Here is a 16,838-nt window from a genome sequence, read left to right on the forward strand (position 1 = left end):
AAGCATCTTCCTATAAATATGCAAGCCGTTACCTGAAACTTGCGGATTAACACTGATAAATAAAATTTAATGCAGACAAATTATTACAATACAAGCTTATTAGTAGAGCGATCCCGCCAAGAAAAATAGATTACCTACCGATTCACCCTTGTATTTCTAACAACGAGGTATAAAAAATCATCAAAAAAACTTGGTAGTTGCCGATCAAAAAAATCGGGGTAGGCATGATAAGGTTTAAATCCTATCGTTTCTTTTCGCGCTTCTCATCATGTATCTACACTATCTAGAACCCAAACACCTTGAAGAATTAGTCAAGGGCAGTAGTATAGATTTACACCTAGCGCAACTCAATTTTAAGTCTCTCCAAGGTGCGATCGCCTACGAATATCTGTTAATCTCCGAACTACTCCCGCGCACAAACACAGGTATGCTAAAAAGCGGCTGGTTGCAGCGTTACAGTCATATCACGGCTGGCGGTTGGTGGTGTGGGGGACTTGATCCGCTAAATAATTGGCAACCAATGGAGTGGGGATGCTTTAAGCCAAATCAACCCCGCATCAAGGATAATGGCAAACCAATCAAATACGAACACCCCCCTAGCACACCCACCAGGGTATTTTGTCTGCGGGTGACGCAGGAAATTTGGCAAGAAACTGCACAGCGTTACAATCTCGACTTACCTGAGAATATCAGCGTTGATGTTAACGGCGAAGCGGTGGGTTTTTGGGAATGGGTGATGGAACAGAACATCCCCGTGATTATCTGCGAAGGTGCAAAAAAGGCGGCTGCACTGTTATCACAAGGCTATGCTGCGATCGCAGTTCCGGGAATTACTAGCGGTTATCGAGTCGTCAAAGATGGATTTGGTAAAGTCACCCGTCGTCAACTTATTCCTGATTTAGCGTTGTTTGCGACTGCAAAACGCCACATATATATATGTTTTGATTTTGAAACTCAACCTAAGACTATAGCAGCAGTGAATAATGCGATCGCGCAACTTGGCTGCTTATTCCAAGAAAAAAATTGCTTAGTTAAAGTTATCGAATTACCAGGGCCAGAAAAAGGTGTTGATGAACTCATAGTTGCTAAAAATAGTAGCGCCTTCGATAAAGTTTATCGCCAAAGTGTTGATTTAGAAATCTACCTCGCCCACACCAAACCACATACAGAATTAACTATTCCGGCTGCACTCACCATCAACCGTCCCTATTTAGGTGAAATAGCCTTTCCCAACTCAGGTTTAGTCGGCGTGAAATCCGCCAAAGGCACAGGTAAAACTACAGCTTTACAAAATATTGTCCAACAATCTAAAACCAAAAACCAGCCCATCTTATTAATTACCCACAGAATCCAACTCGGAAAATTTTTATGTGACAAAATTGGGATTCAATGGGGTTTAAACAATAATAATAATTTATTCTCATATTTTGACAGTCCAACTACCGCTTCTTTGGGTTTATGTATTGACTCCATTTGGAAAATAAATGTCGATCAATGGCAAGGTGGCATAGTTATCTTAGATGAAGTTGAGCAATTATTATGGCATTTATTAAATAGTGATACTTGTAAGAATAAACGTGTCAAAATCTTAAAAAATTTCCAAAAGTTAATCGCCACAGTTTTACAAACTGGCGGTTTAGTCATTGCCCAAGATGCTGATTTATCAGATGTATCTTTAGAATATTTGCAAGGTTTATCAGGCATTAAAATCACACCTTGGTTACTTGTCAACCAATGGCAACCTGCACGCGGTTGGGATATCACCTTTTATGATTCACCCAACCCCACACCTTTAATTCATCAACTAGAATTGGATTTACTTGCAGGACGTAAATGCTACGTCACTACCGATAGTCGTTCTGGACGCTATAGCTGCGAAACTATTGAAAATTATCTCAAAGAACGGTTGGAAAAATTACGCTATCAATTTCCTAAAAGCTTAGTAATTAGTAGTCGAACTACAAATACACCTGACCATCCAGCAGTTGAATTTGTTGGTAATATTAATCAAAAGATTGGTGAATACGACACGATTTTTGTGACTCCCAGTCTAGGAACTGGTATTAGTATTGATGTGCAACATTTTGATAGAGTTTATGGCATATTCCAAGGTGTAATTCCCGATGCCGAAGCCAGACAAGCTTTAGCCAGAGTTAGAGATAATGTCCCTCGGATTGTTTGGTGTGCTAAACGAGGAATTGGTTTAATTGGTAGCGGTAGTACCAACTATCGTTTATTATCTGATTGGTATCAAGCCAATCAACAAGAAAATTTAGCTTTACTGAGTCCACTGCATAAAATAGATGTAGATTTGCCTTTAGTATATGACCCAATTCATTTACGAACTTGGGCAAAATTATCTGCAAGAGTTAATGCTTCTATCCGTCTTTATCGTCAGTCTATGCAAGATGGATTAAGCACTGACGGACATCAAATTTGGCTGCGGAGTAATGCAGTTCACAATAATATTATCCGAGATTTACGTTTAGCCTTTTTAGCAACTGACTCTAGTGATTTAGCAACACGCAAGCGATTAATTTTGGAAATTGTCAAAGTCCAAAGAGATTGGACAGATAAGCGGCAAAAGGCGAAAGATATTAAACGGCAAATGAAAGACATCAAGCTCAAAAATCAATTAGCTACTGCCAAAATTATTGCCGACGCTCCAGATATAAATTATGTAGAATATCAACAGTTATCATCTAAAAATTCTCTCACAGATTTAGAGCGTCATCAAATACATAAATATACGCTCAAACAAAAGTATGGTGTCGAGGTTACACCAGAACTCAAATTAAAAGATGACCAAGGTTATTACTCCCAATTATTAATTCACTATTATTTAACCCACGAAAGTGATTATTTTCATGTTAGAGACCAACATGAATGGCAACAGCAATTACTGTTAGGTGAAGGTAAAGTTTTCTTGCCAGATATCAAGACTTACACTGTCAAAGTTGAAGCGATGAAAGCTTTAGGAATGCTAGAGTTTATTGACCCAGCTAGAACTTTTATTGAAAATGACCCTGATTTACTTTGGTTGCAAGATGTTGTTTATCAACACAGTCAACATATCAAACGGGTTTTAGGCATTAACTTAGTTAGGGAAGAAGCCGTTACTTCTCAAATCAAAATACTCAGCAAGTTACTCAAGCTATTGGGATTAAAGTTAAAAACTGTTAATGAAGGTTATCAAATAGACCCAGTAACTTTTTATGATGGCAGAGATAAAATATTTACCGCTTGGTACAAACGAGATGAGTTGATGTTAGCTAATTTTAAAGGTGTACAATTGGAAATCAAGGATTTTTCTACTTGGAAGTTTGAGCCTGTTAAGCAGCAGTCTGTATTAGCTGGTTTATCCACAAGATGAATTACATTCTTTTGAATTGATAATTACTACAGGAATTTTATTTTTACTTGATCAATAACCTCTGAGTATGAGTCAAGCATACTGAGGAGTTTCATCAGTCTTTAGCTTTGACTAAAGACTGATATGCAATAACCAAAACCATCCGTAATAATAAAAGCAGGTGTTACTTCGGTTTGGTTATGTACTTAACTTGGTTAGACAACAATAGTTGGTTAATTGAAATGAGTGGTCAACGGATACTAGTTGACCCTTGGCTGGTTGGTGAATTAAGTTTTGGCTTAGATTGGCTGTTTAAAGGTTCTCTCACACAAGAACGCTTAATTTCAGAGCAGATTGATTTAATATTGTTGTCTCAAGGTTTGCCAGACCATGCACATTTGCCGACATTAAAGCAACTTGACCATAAAATTCCGGTTGTGGCTTCGCCGAATGCAACCAAAGTGGTTCAAGATTTGGGTTACACTTGTGTCACTTGTCTGGGGCATGGTGAAACTTTTACTTTTAATGATCAACTAGAAATTCGGGCTTTACCTGGTTCCCCTATTGGCCCGACTTTGATCGAAAACAGTTATTTGTTAAAAGAGTTAGCTACTGATTTCACACTTTACTATGAGCCGCATGGCTATCACTCGCCACAGTTAAAACAATTTGCACCGGTGGATGTGCTAATTACGCCAACGGTTGATTTGACATTACCGTTAGTCGGCGCAATTATTCGTGGAACAAATAGTGCTTTGGAAGTAGCTAAATGGCTGCAACCACAATTTATCCTACCTACAGCAGCAAAGGCAGATACAACCTATGAAGGGTTGATGGTGAATTTTTTAAAGGCTGTGGGGACTGCTGAAGATTTGCGGACTTCTTTCCAGAACAACAATCTTACCACCCAGGTGTTAGAACCTAAACCCGGCGATCGCTTGGAATTAAACTTACAAAATCGCGTCTTAACTTGTTAGCTTTAGTGTAAGCGATCGCGTAAAATATAAATAGAGCGATCGCTAATTTTCTCCAACCAGTCTAAAAACATTTCACAGAAAGACGCTTATCTAATCTGTAAACTTGCTAAATTTTTATCCGTCTTTTCTGGAATCAGACTACTGTGACTGTAGTTACTCTTTACAAGTATCCACTCCCTTAACCAAGCCATAATTCAACCATTCAGGTGAATTCAGCAAAACAAGTCTTAAGTTATAGAACAAATATTAATACTAGTTAATTTTTATCCCAACTATTACACAGAACCGAGGTATAAGCTTATGAAAATCTCAACGATCACAACTTCTTTTCTTACCATCGCTTCTTTAATTTTGTCTGTTGGAATTTCATCTGCTCAAGCGAATGGTGAAAAAATCTCACACAATGGTAATGTTGCTAATACTACAACACATGGGCGAGTAATCACTACATCTGTTAACTCTTATATGTCGCCCAGTAATGTTGCTAATTCTCATGTTATGCAACCACTGAATCTAGTTTATCTTGCTTATCAAGGTAATTTAGTATCACAGGGTATTCCCGGTGGTAAGACTTTGATATTTCAACACCAGAGCGGTAACGTTAAGGCAGAAGATGTGGTCAAAGCTGCCGTTAAAGCCAAAAAAATCCCCAATCAGTTTTTATACAATCCCAGCTATCTTACTGAGGTTAATGTACAATTAGCGTACCTAGAAAAAACTTTGGCTCATTAAATTGACATAGCCAAGATAAAGTAAATTCCACAAGCTTTGGATGAAAGAAAGACTAGGAAGCATCCCACTTTTTTATATGTCATTGCGAGGAACGAAGCAATCACAAAATCTTACCATTTTGAACGAGTGTATGAGATTGCTACCCTGCGGGAAGTCTTACGCCTACGTCGTTCCTCTGGAGCGAGACGCTACGCGTAGCTTGCTTCTCCGAAGGAGTACGCAATGACAATTATCCTCTATGTGAAAAATAAAAACTGGGATGCACCCGAAAGACTAGGAGTTAGAGGCTAGTATTTTTTACTCAGCACTTTCAACTCAGTTTATGATAGGTAGAATATTCGGTTTTGGTGGGGGTCAGCCACCAAAGGAAAGGGGGAAAGTTCGGTGAAAATCCGGCGCTGTCCCGCAACTGTGAAGGAAAGTTAGAAGCTTTACAAGCCACTTTCCCAGTCAGAATGCCCGCCGAATTATAAAATTAAGTCCATCACATCTGCGAGGTACGGATGACTGCTGCCCATACTACTATTACAAGTGATTCTGAGACGATTTCTGCCCACACTCATACTTTATTTGTTTGCCAAACCTGTGCCAGTGTTTGGCAAGATGGTAAGCGTGTAGGTGAAAGTGGTGGTCAAAAACTCCTGCACCAAATTCAGCAATTGGCGCAAGATTGGGATTTGCGCGAGGAATTTCCGATTCAAGCGGTTGAATGTATGAGTGCTTGTAACCGTTCTTGTGTTGTTGCTTTTGCCGCTAAAGGTAAGTTAACTTATCTGTTTGGTGATTTAGATGTTGATAGCAGTGCGGCGGCTGTTTTGGAATGTGCTAGTCAATACTACGCTAAAACTAACGGTGTATTGCCTTGGTCAGAACGACCAGAACCATTGAAACGAGGTATATTAGCGAAAATTCCACCGTTGTAAGTAAAGTGCTGAGTACTGAGTATATACGTGTTTTAATTTTGGGTGGAACCACAGAAGCGGCGGAACTGGGTGCGAGAGTTGCAACTATTGACGGGATTGAAGCGATCGCATCTTTAGCCGGTCGCACCCGTGAACCCTCACGTCCCTCTGGAAATGTGCGAATTGGTGGTTTTGGTGGCGTGGATGGACTGGTAGAATATCTGCGTCAAATGAAAGTTGATGTGTTAATTGATGCTACCCATCCCTTCGCCAATCAAATATCTGACAATGCGGCGGCGGCAGCCAATGAAGTCGGGATACACAGATTAATGTTAATTCGTCCCGCGTGGGAGAAAACAACAGGCGATCGCTGGATTGAAGTAGATAGTAATGCAGCCGCCGCCGATATTTTGCCAAACCAAGCCAAACGAGTATTCTTAACAGTAGGCAGACAAGAACTCAGCACCTTTGCCCATCTTCAAGATATATGGTTTCTGATGCGGATGATTGACCCGCCTGGAAAAGATACTTTAGTACCACCAGGAATAATATTGTGCGATCGCGGCCCTTTTATCCTAGAAAATGAACGGAAAATTATAGTTCAGCACAACATTGATACCATTGTGAGTAAAAATAGTGGTGGTGATGCAACTTACGCTAAAATTATTGCCGCGCGAGAACTAGGCGTACAAGTTGTTATGGTCAAGCGTCCCTCAGTTCCAATGGGAGAAAAAGTTGCAGATGTTGATGGTGCAGTGACTTGGTTATTAGGTAAATTAGAAAGTCAGAGTATAGGGTAAAATATTTCAATTAAGGCTAAAAATTCTAGTCAATATCATCAATATTTTGTTGTTGGACTGCGAGATCCCCGACTTCTTGAAGAAGTCGGGGATCTCATAAATCCCATAACATATCATCTACTATATATACTTTTTAAGTAAACAAATGATTCAAAATACTCCTATATCAACTATAGATAGTGATATTGCACCCGCAACTACCGCAGAATTTCTCCATATTGAAAAAGCCCAACGTATGGCCGAATTTTTTAGCTTTTTAGGTGATCCTAATCGGTTAAGAATTCTTTCTTTTTTGGCGCAAAAAGAATTATGTGTGAGCGATTTAGCCACACTATTAGATATGAGTGAATCTGCGGTTTCACATCAACTCAGAAATTTACGTGTCATGCGGTTAGTTAACTATCGCAAACAAGGCCGCAATGTATTTTACCGCCTTCATGATAATCATATTCTCCATCTTTATCAGGTAGTAGCTGAACACCTTGATGAACCTGAATGAAGAAGGCAGAAGTCAGAAGACAGAATGAATACCCATAAATAAATATTAGAGGCTTAAAAACCAAGAGTTGCGGAGGTAATAATGTCTCTCTAAAACCTCCTGCCTCCTGCCTTCTGCATCCGGTTGGTGAGCGGACTTGTACTGAGCGCAGCCGAAGTAGCCGAACCACAGCCTCCTGCCTTCTATTTAATTATGATTATGGTGATAACGGGTAAAACCAGGGCCATAAGTTGCTAACAAATTTTCCGGTGATAAAGCAAATTCTGGTTGACCAGTACAAACGACGGTTTGATTGAGACAAAGCACGCGATCGCAATGGCGACTTACCATATCAATATCATGGGAAACTTGTAAAATCGTCCAGCCTTCTTCTTGTTTCAACTCATTAAGTAAAACATAAAAATCTGCTGCACCTTGCATATCAACCCCAGCAAAAGCTTCATCTAATACCAACAGTTTTCGCGGCATAACTAAACAATAAGCTAGTAATACTCGCTTTAGCTGACCACCGCTAAGAGTTCCGATGGGTTGATTCCGCAGATGATAAACTCCAGTGCGTCGTAAAGCGGCTGTGACTGCTGCTGTTTTGTCGCGGTTTTGTTTCCATAATCGAGAAAATAAAGTATGTTGTGTTTTGGCTTTTGGCTGTTGACTTTCTTTCTGCCATCCCAAAGCAATTAATTCACTCACAGAAATAGGAAAACTGCGATCAAAAATGAAATTTTGTGGCATGTATCCCAACCAGTGACGCAAATTTCCTAGTTTAGTAATAGGAGAACCAAAAATTTCTACACTGCCAGCATTTCGTGGTATTAAGTCTAAAATGGCTTTTACCAAAGTGCTTTTACCCGCACCATTTGGCCCAACTATCGCCGTATCTGTTCCTGGGAATAATTCAAAAGAAACATCTCGAATCGCTAAATAACTGCCTTGATATACAGTTAAGCCATCTACTTTTAAAAGAGGTAAGTTCATAAATTAAATTTTGAAAATAACTATAAAATAAGATATTTAGCTTACTGACATGCTGATTCTAAAGTTTGCAAATTTAATCTCATTGCTTTGAAATAGTATTGCGGGTCTTTTTCACCTGTTTCTAAAGAATTTAGAGTTTGTAACTGTAATTTTAAATCTTGCGACAGACTTTTCAGCAATTTATTATCTACACCTGGTTCGCTAAACAAAGCTTTAACTTTGTATTTTTTGACTGTATTCACTACTTTTTGGACATCGGTGGGCGATAATTGATCTTCAGGAATTTCCACTACAGCAACTTGTTTGAGGTTATAGCGTTGCGCTAAATATGGATAAGCATCATGAAAAGTGATAAAAGTACAGTTAGGCTTTTTTTGTAAAGCTTGCTGAAATTCATTATTTAACTTGTCTAATTCCTGAATATAAGCCGCCGCATTAGCTGTATAAACATCTTTATTTTTAGCATCAGCAGCAATTAATCCATCTCGAATATTCATTACCTGCTGCTTTGCTAAAACCGGATCTAACCAAACATGAGGATTTCCCTCTGCATGTTCGTGGTCATGGTCTTTTTCTCCTGATGTGGTAGTTTCTACCGGAGAAATTTCATTTAAAGCTTTAATACCTTTACTCGCATCAATTTCAACTAATTGCGGATTTTGAGCATTTTTAACTGTATTTTCCAGAAATTCTTCTAAGCCCAAACCATTTTTAACTAATATATTAGCTGTGGCGATCGCTTTCACGTTATCTGGTGTTGCTTGATACTCATGCACCTCTGTACCAGGAGGTACTAAAATTTGCACATCAGCCGCATCACCAGCCACCGCCTTAGTCAACAAGTAAATCGGTAAAAATGTTGTGACAACCTTGGTTTTAGATGATGTTTGAGAAGTTGCTTGTGCTTGTGGTGAACTCTCAACACTATTGGTTTGATTGGTATTTGCTTGGTTACAGCCGCTAATACTCACTAGCAATGTGAGTAAGGAAATTAACGGCAAAATACCTCTAGCTTGTCTTTTACGAGTCTTAGTCATTGGCTTTCTCCCACAACAGGAGATTTGTTTACTGGTTATCACTACTGACAATGATACTTATTTTGAAATCTATATTATAATAATTATCATTCTCATGCAATCTATCCCAGGATATTTTTGTGTCTGCCAACACAGCAGATTTTTGTAAATCGTGGTTATTACTACCTCGACTGGTGACATCCTGTCAAAGATTAAATATTTATTGACTTTATTTATTAAAAGAGTTACTCAGTACTGATAATATTTTGAGAATACTTTTTAAAAGTGTGATGAAAATAGCACAGTTATAAGTGCTACAGACGGTAAAGAAGTGTGAGGGAAAATGCAGAAACCATTGTCTTATTTACTGCTGATTTCAGCAGTTAGCAGCAGCGTTATATCAATCAATAATGCTACTTTTGCCGAAGAAATATCAACTACATCAGAAGATAAAAATCAGCCATTAGTTGTTACGAGTTCTGAAAAGCCACTTGAGAATTCCCATCAAGAACAGACAATGGCACAAGTTACATCTGTGTCGCAATTGTCGGATGTACAACCTACAGATTGGGCATTTCAAGCATTGCAATCATTGGTAGAGCGTTATGGTTGTATTGCAGGTTATCCAAATAGTACTTATCGTGGTAATCGCGCACTTACACGCTATGAGTTTGCGGCGGGTTTAAATGCTTGTTTGGATAGAGTTAACGAACTACTAGCTACCGCCACGGCTGATTTAGTCACCAAAGAAGATTTAGCCAAATTACAGAAACTCCAAGAAGAATTTGCCGCAGAATTAGCGACATTAAGGGGTCGCGTAGATGCTTTAGAAGCACGCACCTCTGAGTTAGAAGCAAATCAGTTTTCCACCACAACCAAACTCAGTGGGACTGCGATTTTTGCACCAACCAGCTTTTTTGCAGGCGATCGCGCCGATGGTAGTAATCTTGATAGAGGAACTTCTTTTGGCGATCGAATCCGGTTGGATTTCAACACCAGCTTTACTGGTAAAGACTTATTAAGAACCCGCCTACAAGCCACTAACTTAAATGCTTTATCGGCTTCCACCCTGACACCAGAAGGGGATTTGCGCTTTACAAACAATGACACCTTCAGTTCGGGAAACAATAATAGTGTGGAAATAGACGCACTGTTGTATAGCTTCCCTCTAGGCGACAAAACCACCGTCATTCTAGAAGCTAACGCTGGTGCGGCTGATGACTTTACTAACACAGTCAATCCATTTTTTGACGGTGATGGTGACTTTGGGGCATTGTCTGTATTTGGTACACGCAACCCGATATATTATCCCGTTGATGGTGCGGGAATTGGTCTGAGACACCAATTTAATGACCAAATAGAATTAAGTTTAGGTTATTTAGCTGGTAGCCCTGATGATCCTACCTCTGGAAATGGTTTATTTAACGGCGCGTATGGTGCGATCGGACAGTTAACAGTCCAACCGACTAAAGGTTTGACTCTCGGCTTTACCTACGTTAATTCCTATAATGCAGACTTGGGTGCAGGTAGTAACCGCGCTAACTTGCGTACTGCTTTGGCAGATAATCCTTCTTTGCCAACTTCTTTGAGTCAATTTGCTGGTGGAGATTTGCCAATTTCCAGTAATTCCTACGGTTTTCAAGCATCCTTCCAACTTAGTCCCAAATTTGTGATTGGTGGTTGGGTTGGCTATACCAACACCCGTACCTTAGCCGCAGTTGATGTAAATGGTAGTACTATTCCTCGCGGTGAATTAGACATTTGGAACTATGCTGTTACCCTCGCCTTCCCCGATTTGGGTAAAGAAGGCAGTGTTGGTGGCATTATTGTAGGGATGGAACCAAAAGTCACAGGTGCTAGTACTGGGTTGAGAAACGCTGTTGGTACAGATCCTGATACTTCACTGCATATTGAAGGCTTCTATCAATACAAACTCAGCGATAATATCAGCATTACGCCTGGAGTCATCTGGTTAACAGCACCAGACCATAACAACGACAACGATGATATTGTGATTGGCACAATCCGAACCACTTTCACTTTCTAAATCGTCAAACTTTAGCAAAAGACGCAAATATTAATTTTGCGGCTTCTCGATTCTTTAATATGACTAAAGTCATGCAATCAATGGTGACTTTAGTCTGATTTATTTGATGATGGAAGACTTAATAATAATAGAAGGCTAATAAGTCAGCTACAAGCTATTACTACTAAATCTGGGAGTTTAGTAGATACTTCATAGCTCAGGGAAAGTTATCACTTTCCCTTTTTTTATGAGTTCACAAACATAAAGACTGCACATGCAAATCTTTGAGGGTAATTGTGAAATTATGCTGCTTTTCTGTAGCAATCAATGAAACGATCGCCTCACAAGTCACAGCCACAGTTAACATCACTAAGTTTCGCGCTAAAGGATAGTCACAGACATCATCATTCACATCAGAAGGGACGCGATAAACGTCATTCCAAATGATTTCTGCATAATCAGCAGCTAAACCAGCATGAATACAAGGAATCTGCAATTGATCAGCATAATCTTTCAGGGCTTGGCGTGACACACTATTGTCAAAAACATCAACAATTAGCTGACTATCTTTGAGTAATTGAGATGTGTTTTCTGATGTCAATTCTTTAGTTTTGGCATCAACTTTAGTACCAACTGCGCGGTATAAATTATTAGCCAAAATTTTGGCTTTGAATGCACCGACATCAGCACGGTAGTAAGGTTGAGTAGAAAGATTACGTTCCTCAATGCGATCGCGATCAATTACCGTCAGTTGATCAAAACCAGACCGAGCCAAGTTTTCTGCAATGTTAGCTCCTAATGCACCTGCGCCACAAATTGTTACAGGATAATTTTTCAACTTTGCCATAACAGCATTGCTGCGATAAAGCTGTTCGTGAAAAAATATGCTCATCGTCCTCAATACTCCCGTTGTTCTATTACAGCAACTAAGGATTGCAAATCAAAATCGCGATCGCGTCCACTCAGACAAATACCAGAACTAATCACCGTCAAATCAGTTTTAGCGATCGCACTACTGTGACGCACACGATCCGCAGTTGTCCAATCGACTGTCCAGTAATCACCGCGATCGTGAAATTGGTTTAAATCACCACCACCCATCTGCAAAGCTTTTTTCAATCGCTTTTCATCTTGTTTGGCTTGATCAAAACCCTCAATCCGCTTCGTTGCTAATTCATATACAATGCGAATTTCTGGAGTCAAATCTTTAAACTGCAATTCCTCCACAGGAATCAGTCGCTTCACAGCAGATTGCAGAGTTTCCACAATTATCGGATCTGTACGGCGATCGATATCCTCAAACCAGCAAGATTGTCCATTCCAACGAGCGATAATTTGCTCAAATACGCCAGCCTCAGTTACTAAATGTACTGCGATCGGTTTTACTACTTGCGATCGTTGACGCACATCTACTTCATTCACCGGATATGCTAACCAAGTTTTTCCCTGTAATTGATATGCTAACCGCAGCCTGATTTGAGGAAAATGTTGCAGATATTCTCCAATTTGGGGTAAGTCGGCTTCTTCAATAACCTTTGCTGTCTTTGTATCCACAGGCTGAAAAATACCCCAACCTTCAAATTTACTCGGCTTTGGTGTGAAGGTGTAAACCATCCCCGCCACCTTTGTGCGAACTCGTCCACCTTTTACACAAGGCGCGAGAAATTCACTAGTAAATAACTCGGCTTCTGCATTAGCAATTTGGTTAATTAGCTTACGAATGTTAGTCATAAGTAGGTTTTAGATCCCCGACTTCTCAAAAGAAGTCGGGGATCTGGTTGCTAAAGAACAATTTTAAAATTGGAATATAGGACTAATATTTGATGTGGGAAAATAAGTACATTCAGACAAGATTTCTTTCCTACTCCCTACTCCCCATTCCCTACTCCATGTTTACACGAGTAAATTCGGAAATCAAACCAGATTCTCATATAATCCCGCGTGCAAGTTTGTGGAGCATTGCGTTTTCTCAGTTACTAGAGGGACTCCACTGGTGAGTTATTACACACTCTTTAAAAGATGGCTACTTTCAAGCCAACTTCCCAGGTTCTTCGCACTCCCCTTTCACAAACGCCCACTGCATTTGACAGTGTTACTTTTCCTCTCGTACTAGTATGTAGGCTCCAAGAGTCGGGTCACGCAGGATGTATAATACATTACACTACAAAATTTTCCATAGATGGCAAGAAGGTTAATTTAGTCATCTCTTCTTTCTCTTTGCGCCCTTTGCGCTCTTTGCGGTACCCTTCGGGAAGCCGCTTGCGCGTCTACGTTAAAAAAAATTGCTTGAGGTTATTAGGTGCGTCACGTATAAACATAACGCACCTATTTTCGATTCTACTTATCCTCACGCACAGGCAACGGCATATCTAAAATCTCCATTAGCAAGTCTAGGCGAGAGGGACGTGTTAGCAGTGGAACAAGATTAGGTAAGCTGTAGTAGTCACCCGCGAAGGTGAAAGTTTCTACAGGTGCTTGCTGCTGCTTGAGTTGAGTTTCTACCCAGTTGTAATAAGTACCAAGACGAACAATTACAACATTAGGCATCACTGCAAACTCACGACAGTAAGTCTTATAGGCTTCACTGAAATAAGGTGTAGCATTTTCACCTTCATCTGTCACCAGAATAATCTGGTCAACTACCTGCTTTTTCTTCCGCATTGCTTCCAATGCACAGCCAATACTAGTACCACCACCTGCATTGATGTGCTGGAAGGCACGCTCCCAATCTGTTAACTCTTTGCCTTTAGCGGTAACAGGGTAGGGAATGGTATCAAAAGCGTAGACAAACAATTCTGCTTGGGTGATACCAGAGATCAGGGCAGCAAGTTGCTTACCAAGAGCGATCGCATTATCCATTGAACCAGATTTGTCAATCAGCAAAGCTGTTGGACGGGCAATTGTCCCGCGTCGTTTCACCTGCTCGTTAGTGACTTTTTCTAGTCGCGCAACGGTATCTGCATCTAAGTCTGCGTTGTCTGCGGCAATCTGGGCTTTAAATGCAGCCACACGCCCACTTTTAGATGCTTCTTCCAGTTTAAAATCAATCAGCTTTTTGACTTCTGGATGATCCATTGCACCCCGCGCCTGGAGTGACTTGAGGTTGTTGATCACTTCTTGGGGAGTCATGCTGTTGATTAAGGCTACCAAAACAACTGGTGTGAGTTGTTTGATCGCACCGATCGCAATAGTATAGGGAATCTTAAATTCCACAATCAACCTTGCTTGTTCGGCGGTACTGTTTGCTTTAGCCAGTTGCTTCAAAACATTTGCCAAAGAAGCCTCTGGAGGGGTGTCGCGGAACAAAATCGCATTTGCACGTTCGTTTGGTTTGATGTGCAGAGACGCATACAAATGCTTCATTGCCTTACGTCCTCGCAGCGCCGCGCGATCAAATAAAACCGGATTGCTTTCTCTGGTTTTGAGGTAACGTCGCACCGCAGTCCGCGCCGAACGTGGCATTTTATTTTGCTGCTGCTTCATAAAATCTACAACACGAGCCACCTGATAAGGCGGAAACTCTTGCAGCATCATAAATCCAGCATCTCTGTGTTCAGTCAAATTGCTAGTCAGCAAATGAGCCACAAACACTTCCTTGTGGTCGCGGACATCACCATAACGCTGATACCAAACTGCTAAATGTCCGTAAAATATAGGGTCGAGTTCAACAATTAACTTATGGATTTCTGCAACTTGCTCAAGTTTGCGGTGAGGCGTTGTCAGCAAACTGTTGAGCATTTCTAAACGCAAATCGCGTTCTGTAGTATTCATAATACCTCCTCAAAAAATTTTAGATTTTGGATTTTAGATTTTGGATTGCAATCTAAAATCACAAAATTGCAGGAGGCAGATGTTGCACGCGGGGTGATATTGTCACCGCGCAAGTTTTAGAAGCATTGGTGTAACTGATTCAGAGTTATGTAAGCTTCTGCGATCGAGGCGCGGCAACAACTGCCGATATTATGTTATTTGAGAGAAACAACAGCACCAGTTTCCTCTAGTTGCTGTTTAAGAGTTTCAGCCGCTTCTTGATCCAATCCCGACTGCACCATTTGAGGAAGGGAATCTACAAAATCTTTTGCTTCTTTGAGTCCCATTCCAGTTAGCGTACGGATGACCTTGAGTAAGGTAATCTTTTTTTCCGCCGGAACCGATACCAATAAAACATCAAATTCGGTCTGAATTTGCGGTTGAATTTCATCTTCATCTCGTTTACCAATCCGAACTAATTTCGGTGTGGAACTATCAACATTGAAGGTTGCTTCAATCTGCTTGACTAATTGAGTAGTTTCTTTGGTAGTGAGAGACTTGAGTTGTTCTAAAATTTCTAAAGTTTTCACAGACATAGCAACCTCCAATGAGTTGCATTTAACTCATAATTGATGATGAATAAAATCACTTCATGTAAGTCGAAAAAGCTGTTAATTCATACACAGGATTTGAACCCGTATTTGCTTGCTTATAAGTCAAGTGCCTATTCCAATTCGGCTAGTATGTAGGCTTTTACGGTTAGGACACGAAGTGAAAAATTTTAAGTTTGAGAAAGTTGTTTTAAAATCCATCGGAGTTGTTTTTTATTACACTGTTGTTTTTTCACAGCGTAAACGTCACCGGCTGAACAATACTCATTAAGTACACCTTTAAAAATATCCTTTGTATAATCTTTTGGGTCAGGGGGAAAATCTTCAAAAGTAACGAGATACCATATATCGTTTATTTTTTGGTATTGATGATAATCATCAATGCTAATAACATCATTATTGCTTGGGTAATTCCACCTACGAGCTACTCGCCTTGCTACACAAAGAATCCCAGTTTCTGGATGAACATAGAAGCAATTGCGGTCAATCCCATCTAATTTAATTCCATACCACCGATAAGACTTCCCATACAAGACACCATCAATGATTTCTACGTGGCGTTCAACGACATCCCACAAGTGACCAATAACGTGTTGTCCTGTCATTGTGTTAGTCTTTAAACGTTGACAGAGTTTGCTATAAACATCATCCCAAGGTTGTCCAATATGAGAGCGCAAAAAGCGACGCAAAGGGCCAAGCTGATCTGAAGAATGCTTTGTTCTATGTCTGCGGTTGGTTTTAATTATGTAGGGATTGAATAACCCATATTCAGTTGCTTCTTGAGTGAGTTTATACAGTTGCTTTTTATAGCCTGTCTGCTTTTTTAGACTAATTCTTTTACCATGACGAGGACGTTCAATCACCACTTCGCTCAAACGATGTTCGCTCATAACTTATGTTCTTTAAAGATAGTTTTACTGATGGGGTTTTGTGGCTACATAAGTTATGGGACATCATGGAACTCACCTCTCTATGATTGAATTAATGTTTTAGTTAAATACAATTTCAATTATTGGAATTCCGCACAAGTTAGCAAAGCAGTTTTAACAATTGCCTTTACCATTTTGGCTACGCTCCCATTAGCGGGAGCGACAGGAATCGAACCTGTATATCCATTACTGGATAGTGTGTAGGCTTTACAAGTTAGGGTGCGGAATAAAGTTTAAATAATTCCGTGCGAGTTCAAAAAGCTTGTTAC

14 protein-coding genes, 1 tRNA gene, 1 riboswitch and 1 other annotated feature are annotated in these 16,838 nt (G+C 40.1%); of the genes, 7 read left to right on the top strand and 8 right to left on the bottom strand.

The window, feature by feature from the left end; genetic code table 11:
• Nucleotides 1-268 precede the first annotated feature (268 nt).
• The 6 genes from H6G77_RS11280 to H6G77_RS11305 all read left to right on the top strand — a co-directional run bounded on the left by H6G77_RS11280 (nucleotide 269) and on the right by H6G77_RS11305 (nucleotide 7,262).
• A complete protein-coding gene (locus H6G77_RS11280) occupies nucleotides 269-3,373 on the top strand; it encodes a plasmid replication protein, CyRepA1 family (protein ID WP_190871598.1) in 3,105 nt (1,034 codons plus the stop codon).
• 179 nt (nucleotides 3,374-3,552) lie between these two features.
• The gene (locus tag H6G77_RS11285) at nucleotides 3,553-4,329 is read left to right on the top strand and encodes an MBL fold metallo-hydrolase (protein ID WP_190871599.1); all 777 of its coding nucleotides are present in this window, start codon (nucleotides 3,553-3,555) and stop codon (nucleotides 4,327-4,329) included.
• 300 nt (nucleotides 4,330-4,629) lie between these two features.
• Nucleotides 4,630-5,061 (top strand): hypothetical protein, encoded by a 432-nt coding sequence (locus tag H6G77_RS11290; RefSeq protein ID WP_190871600.1) that lies wholly within the window; start codon nucleotides 4,630-4,632, stop codon nucleotides 5,059-5,061.
• A gap of 322 nt (nucleotides 5,062-5,383) precedes the next feature.
• A riboswitch (cobalamin riboswitch) is annotated at nucleotides 5,384-5,543 on the top strand.
• Between the two features lie 21 nt (nucleotides 5,544-5,564).
• A complete protein-coding gene (locus H6G77_RS11295; protein ID WP_190588283.1) occupies nucleotides 5,565-5,984 on the top strand; it encodes a DUF1636 domain-containing protein in 420 nt (139 codons plus the stop codon).
• Between the two features lie 23 nt (nucleotides 5,985-6,007).
• On the top strand, nucleotides 6,008-6,763 hold the full coding sequence (locus H6G77_RS11300) for a cobalt-precorrin-6A reductase (protein ID WP_190668853.1): 756 nt from the start codon (nucleotides 6,008-6,010) through the stop codon (nucleotides 6,761-6,763).
• A gap of 235 nt (nucleotides 6,764-6,998) precedes the next feature.
• The gene (locus tag H6G77_RS11305) at nucleotides 6,999-7,262 is read left to right on the top strand and encodes a helix-turn-helix transcriptional regulator (protein ID WP_199331466.1); all 264 of its coding nucleotides are present in this window, start codon (nucleotides 6,999-7,001) and stop codon (nucleotides 7,260-7,262) included.
• A 186-nt stretch (nucleotides 7,263-7,448) separates the two neighbouring features.
• Here the strand turns inward: H6G77_RS11305 and H6G77_RS11310 are convergent, their stop codons facing one another.
• Nucleotides 7,449-8,237, bottom strand: a complete 789-nt coding sequence (locus H6G77_RS11310; RefSeq protein WP_190588282.1) for a metal ABC transporter ATP-binding protein — start codon at nucleotides 8,235-8,237, stop codon at nucleotides 7,449-7,451.
• Nucleotides 8,238-8,278: 41 nt separating this feature from the next.
• On the bottom strand, nucleotides 8,279-9,274 hold the full coding sequence (locus tag H6G77_RS11315) for a metal ABC transporter substrate-binding protein (protein ID WP_190871601.1): 996 nt from the start codon (nucleotides 9,272-9,274) through the stop codon (nucleotides 8,279-8,281).
• A gap of 322 nt (nucleotides 9,275-9,596) precedes the next feature.
• Between H6G77_RS11315 and H6G77_RS11320 the strand changes: the two genes are divergently transcribed.
• Nucleotides 9,597-11,300: an iron uptake porin gene (locus tag H6G77_RS11320; protein ID WP_190871602.1), complete on the top strand. Its 1,704-nt coding sequence runs from the start codon at nucleotides 9,597-9,599 to the stop codon at nucleotides 11,298-11,300.
• A gap of 232 nt (nucleotides 11,301-11,532) precedes the next feature.
• Here H6G77_RS11320 and H6G77_RS11325 read toward each other — a convergent pair whose 3' ends face one another.
• The 6 genes from H6G77_RS11325 to H6G77_RS11350 form a co-directional block, all read right to left on the bottom strand.
• Nucleotides 11,533-12,171 (bottom strand): ThiF family adenylyltransferase, encoded by a 639-nt coding sequence (locus tag H6G77_RS11325; protein ID WP_190871603.1) that lies wholly within the window; start codon nucleotides 12,169-12,171, stop codon nucleotides 11,533-11,535.
• 5 nt (nucleotides 12,172-12,176) lie between these two features.
• Complete coding sequence (locus H6G77_RS11330) at nucleotides 12,177-13,010, bottom strand: hypothetical protein (protein ID WP_190871604.1); 834 nt, start codon at nucleotides 13,008-13,010, stop codon at nucleotides 12,177-12,179.
• Between the two features lie 259 nt (nucleotides 13,011-13,269).
• Nucleotides 13,270-13,325, bottom strand: a sequence feature (23S ribosomal RNA rRNA prediction is too short).
• Nucleotides 13,326-13,616: 291 nt separating this feature from the next.
• A complete protein-coding gene (locus tag H6G77_RS11335) occupies nucleotides 13,617-15,050 on the bottom strand; it encodes a VWA domain-containing protein (protein ID WP_190871605.1) in 1,434 nt (477 codons plus the stop codon).
• A gap of 194 nt (nucleotides 15,051-15,244) precedes the next feature.
• Complete coding sequence (gene rplL, locus H6G77_RS11340) at nucleotides 15,245-15,625, bottom strand: 50S ribosomal protein L7/L12 (RefSeq protein ID WP_190871606.1); 381 nt, start codon at nucleotides 15,623-15,625, stop codon at nucleotides 15,245-15,247.
• Between the two features lie 81 nt (nucleotides 15,626-15,706).
• Nucleotides 15,707-15,777 (bottom strand) — tRNA-Ile (locus H6G77_RS11345).
• A gap of 33 nt (nucleotides 15,778-15,810) precedes the next feature.
• Nucleotides 15,811-16,530, bottom strand: a complete 720-nt coding sequence (locus H6G77_RS11350) for a hypothetical protein (protein WP_190871607.1) — start codon at nucleotides 16,528-16,530, stop codon at nucleotides 15,811-15,813.
• Between the last annotated feature and the right edge of the window lie 308 nt (nucleotides 16,531-16,838).

Source organism: Aulosira sp. FACHB-615 (assembly GCF_014698045.1).
Lineage (GTDB): Bacteria > Cyanobacteriota > Cyanobacteriia > Cyanobacteriales > Nostocaceae > Nostoc_B.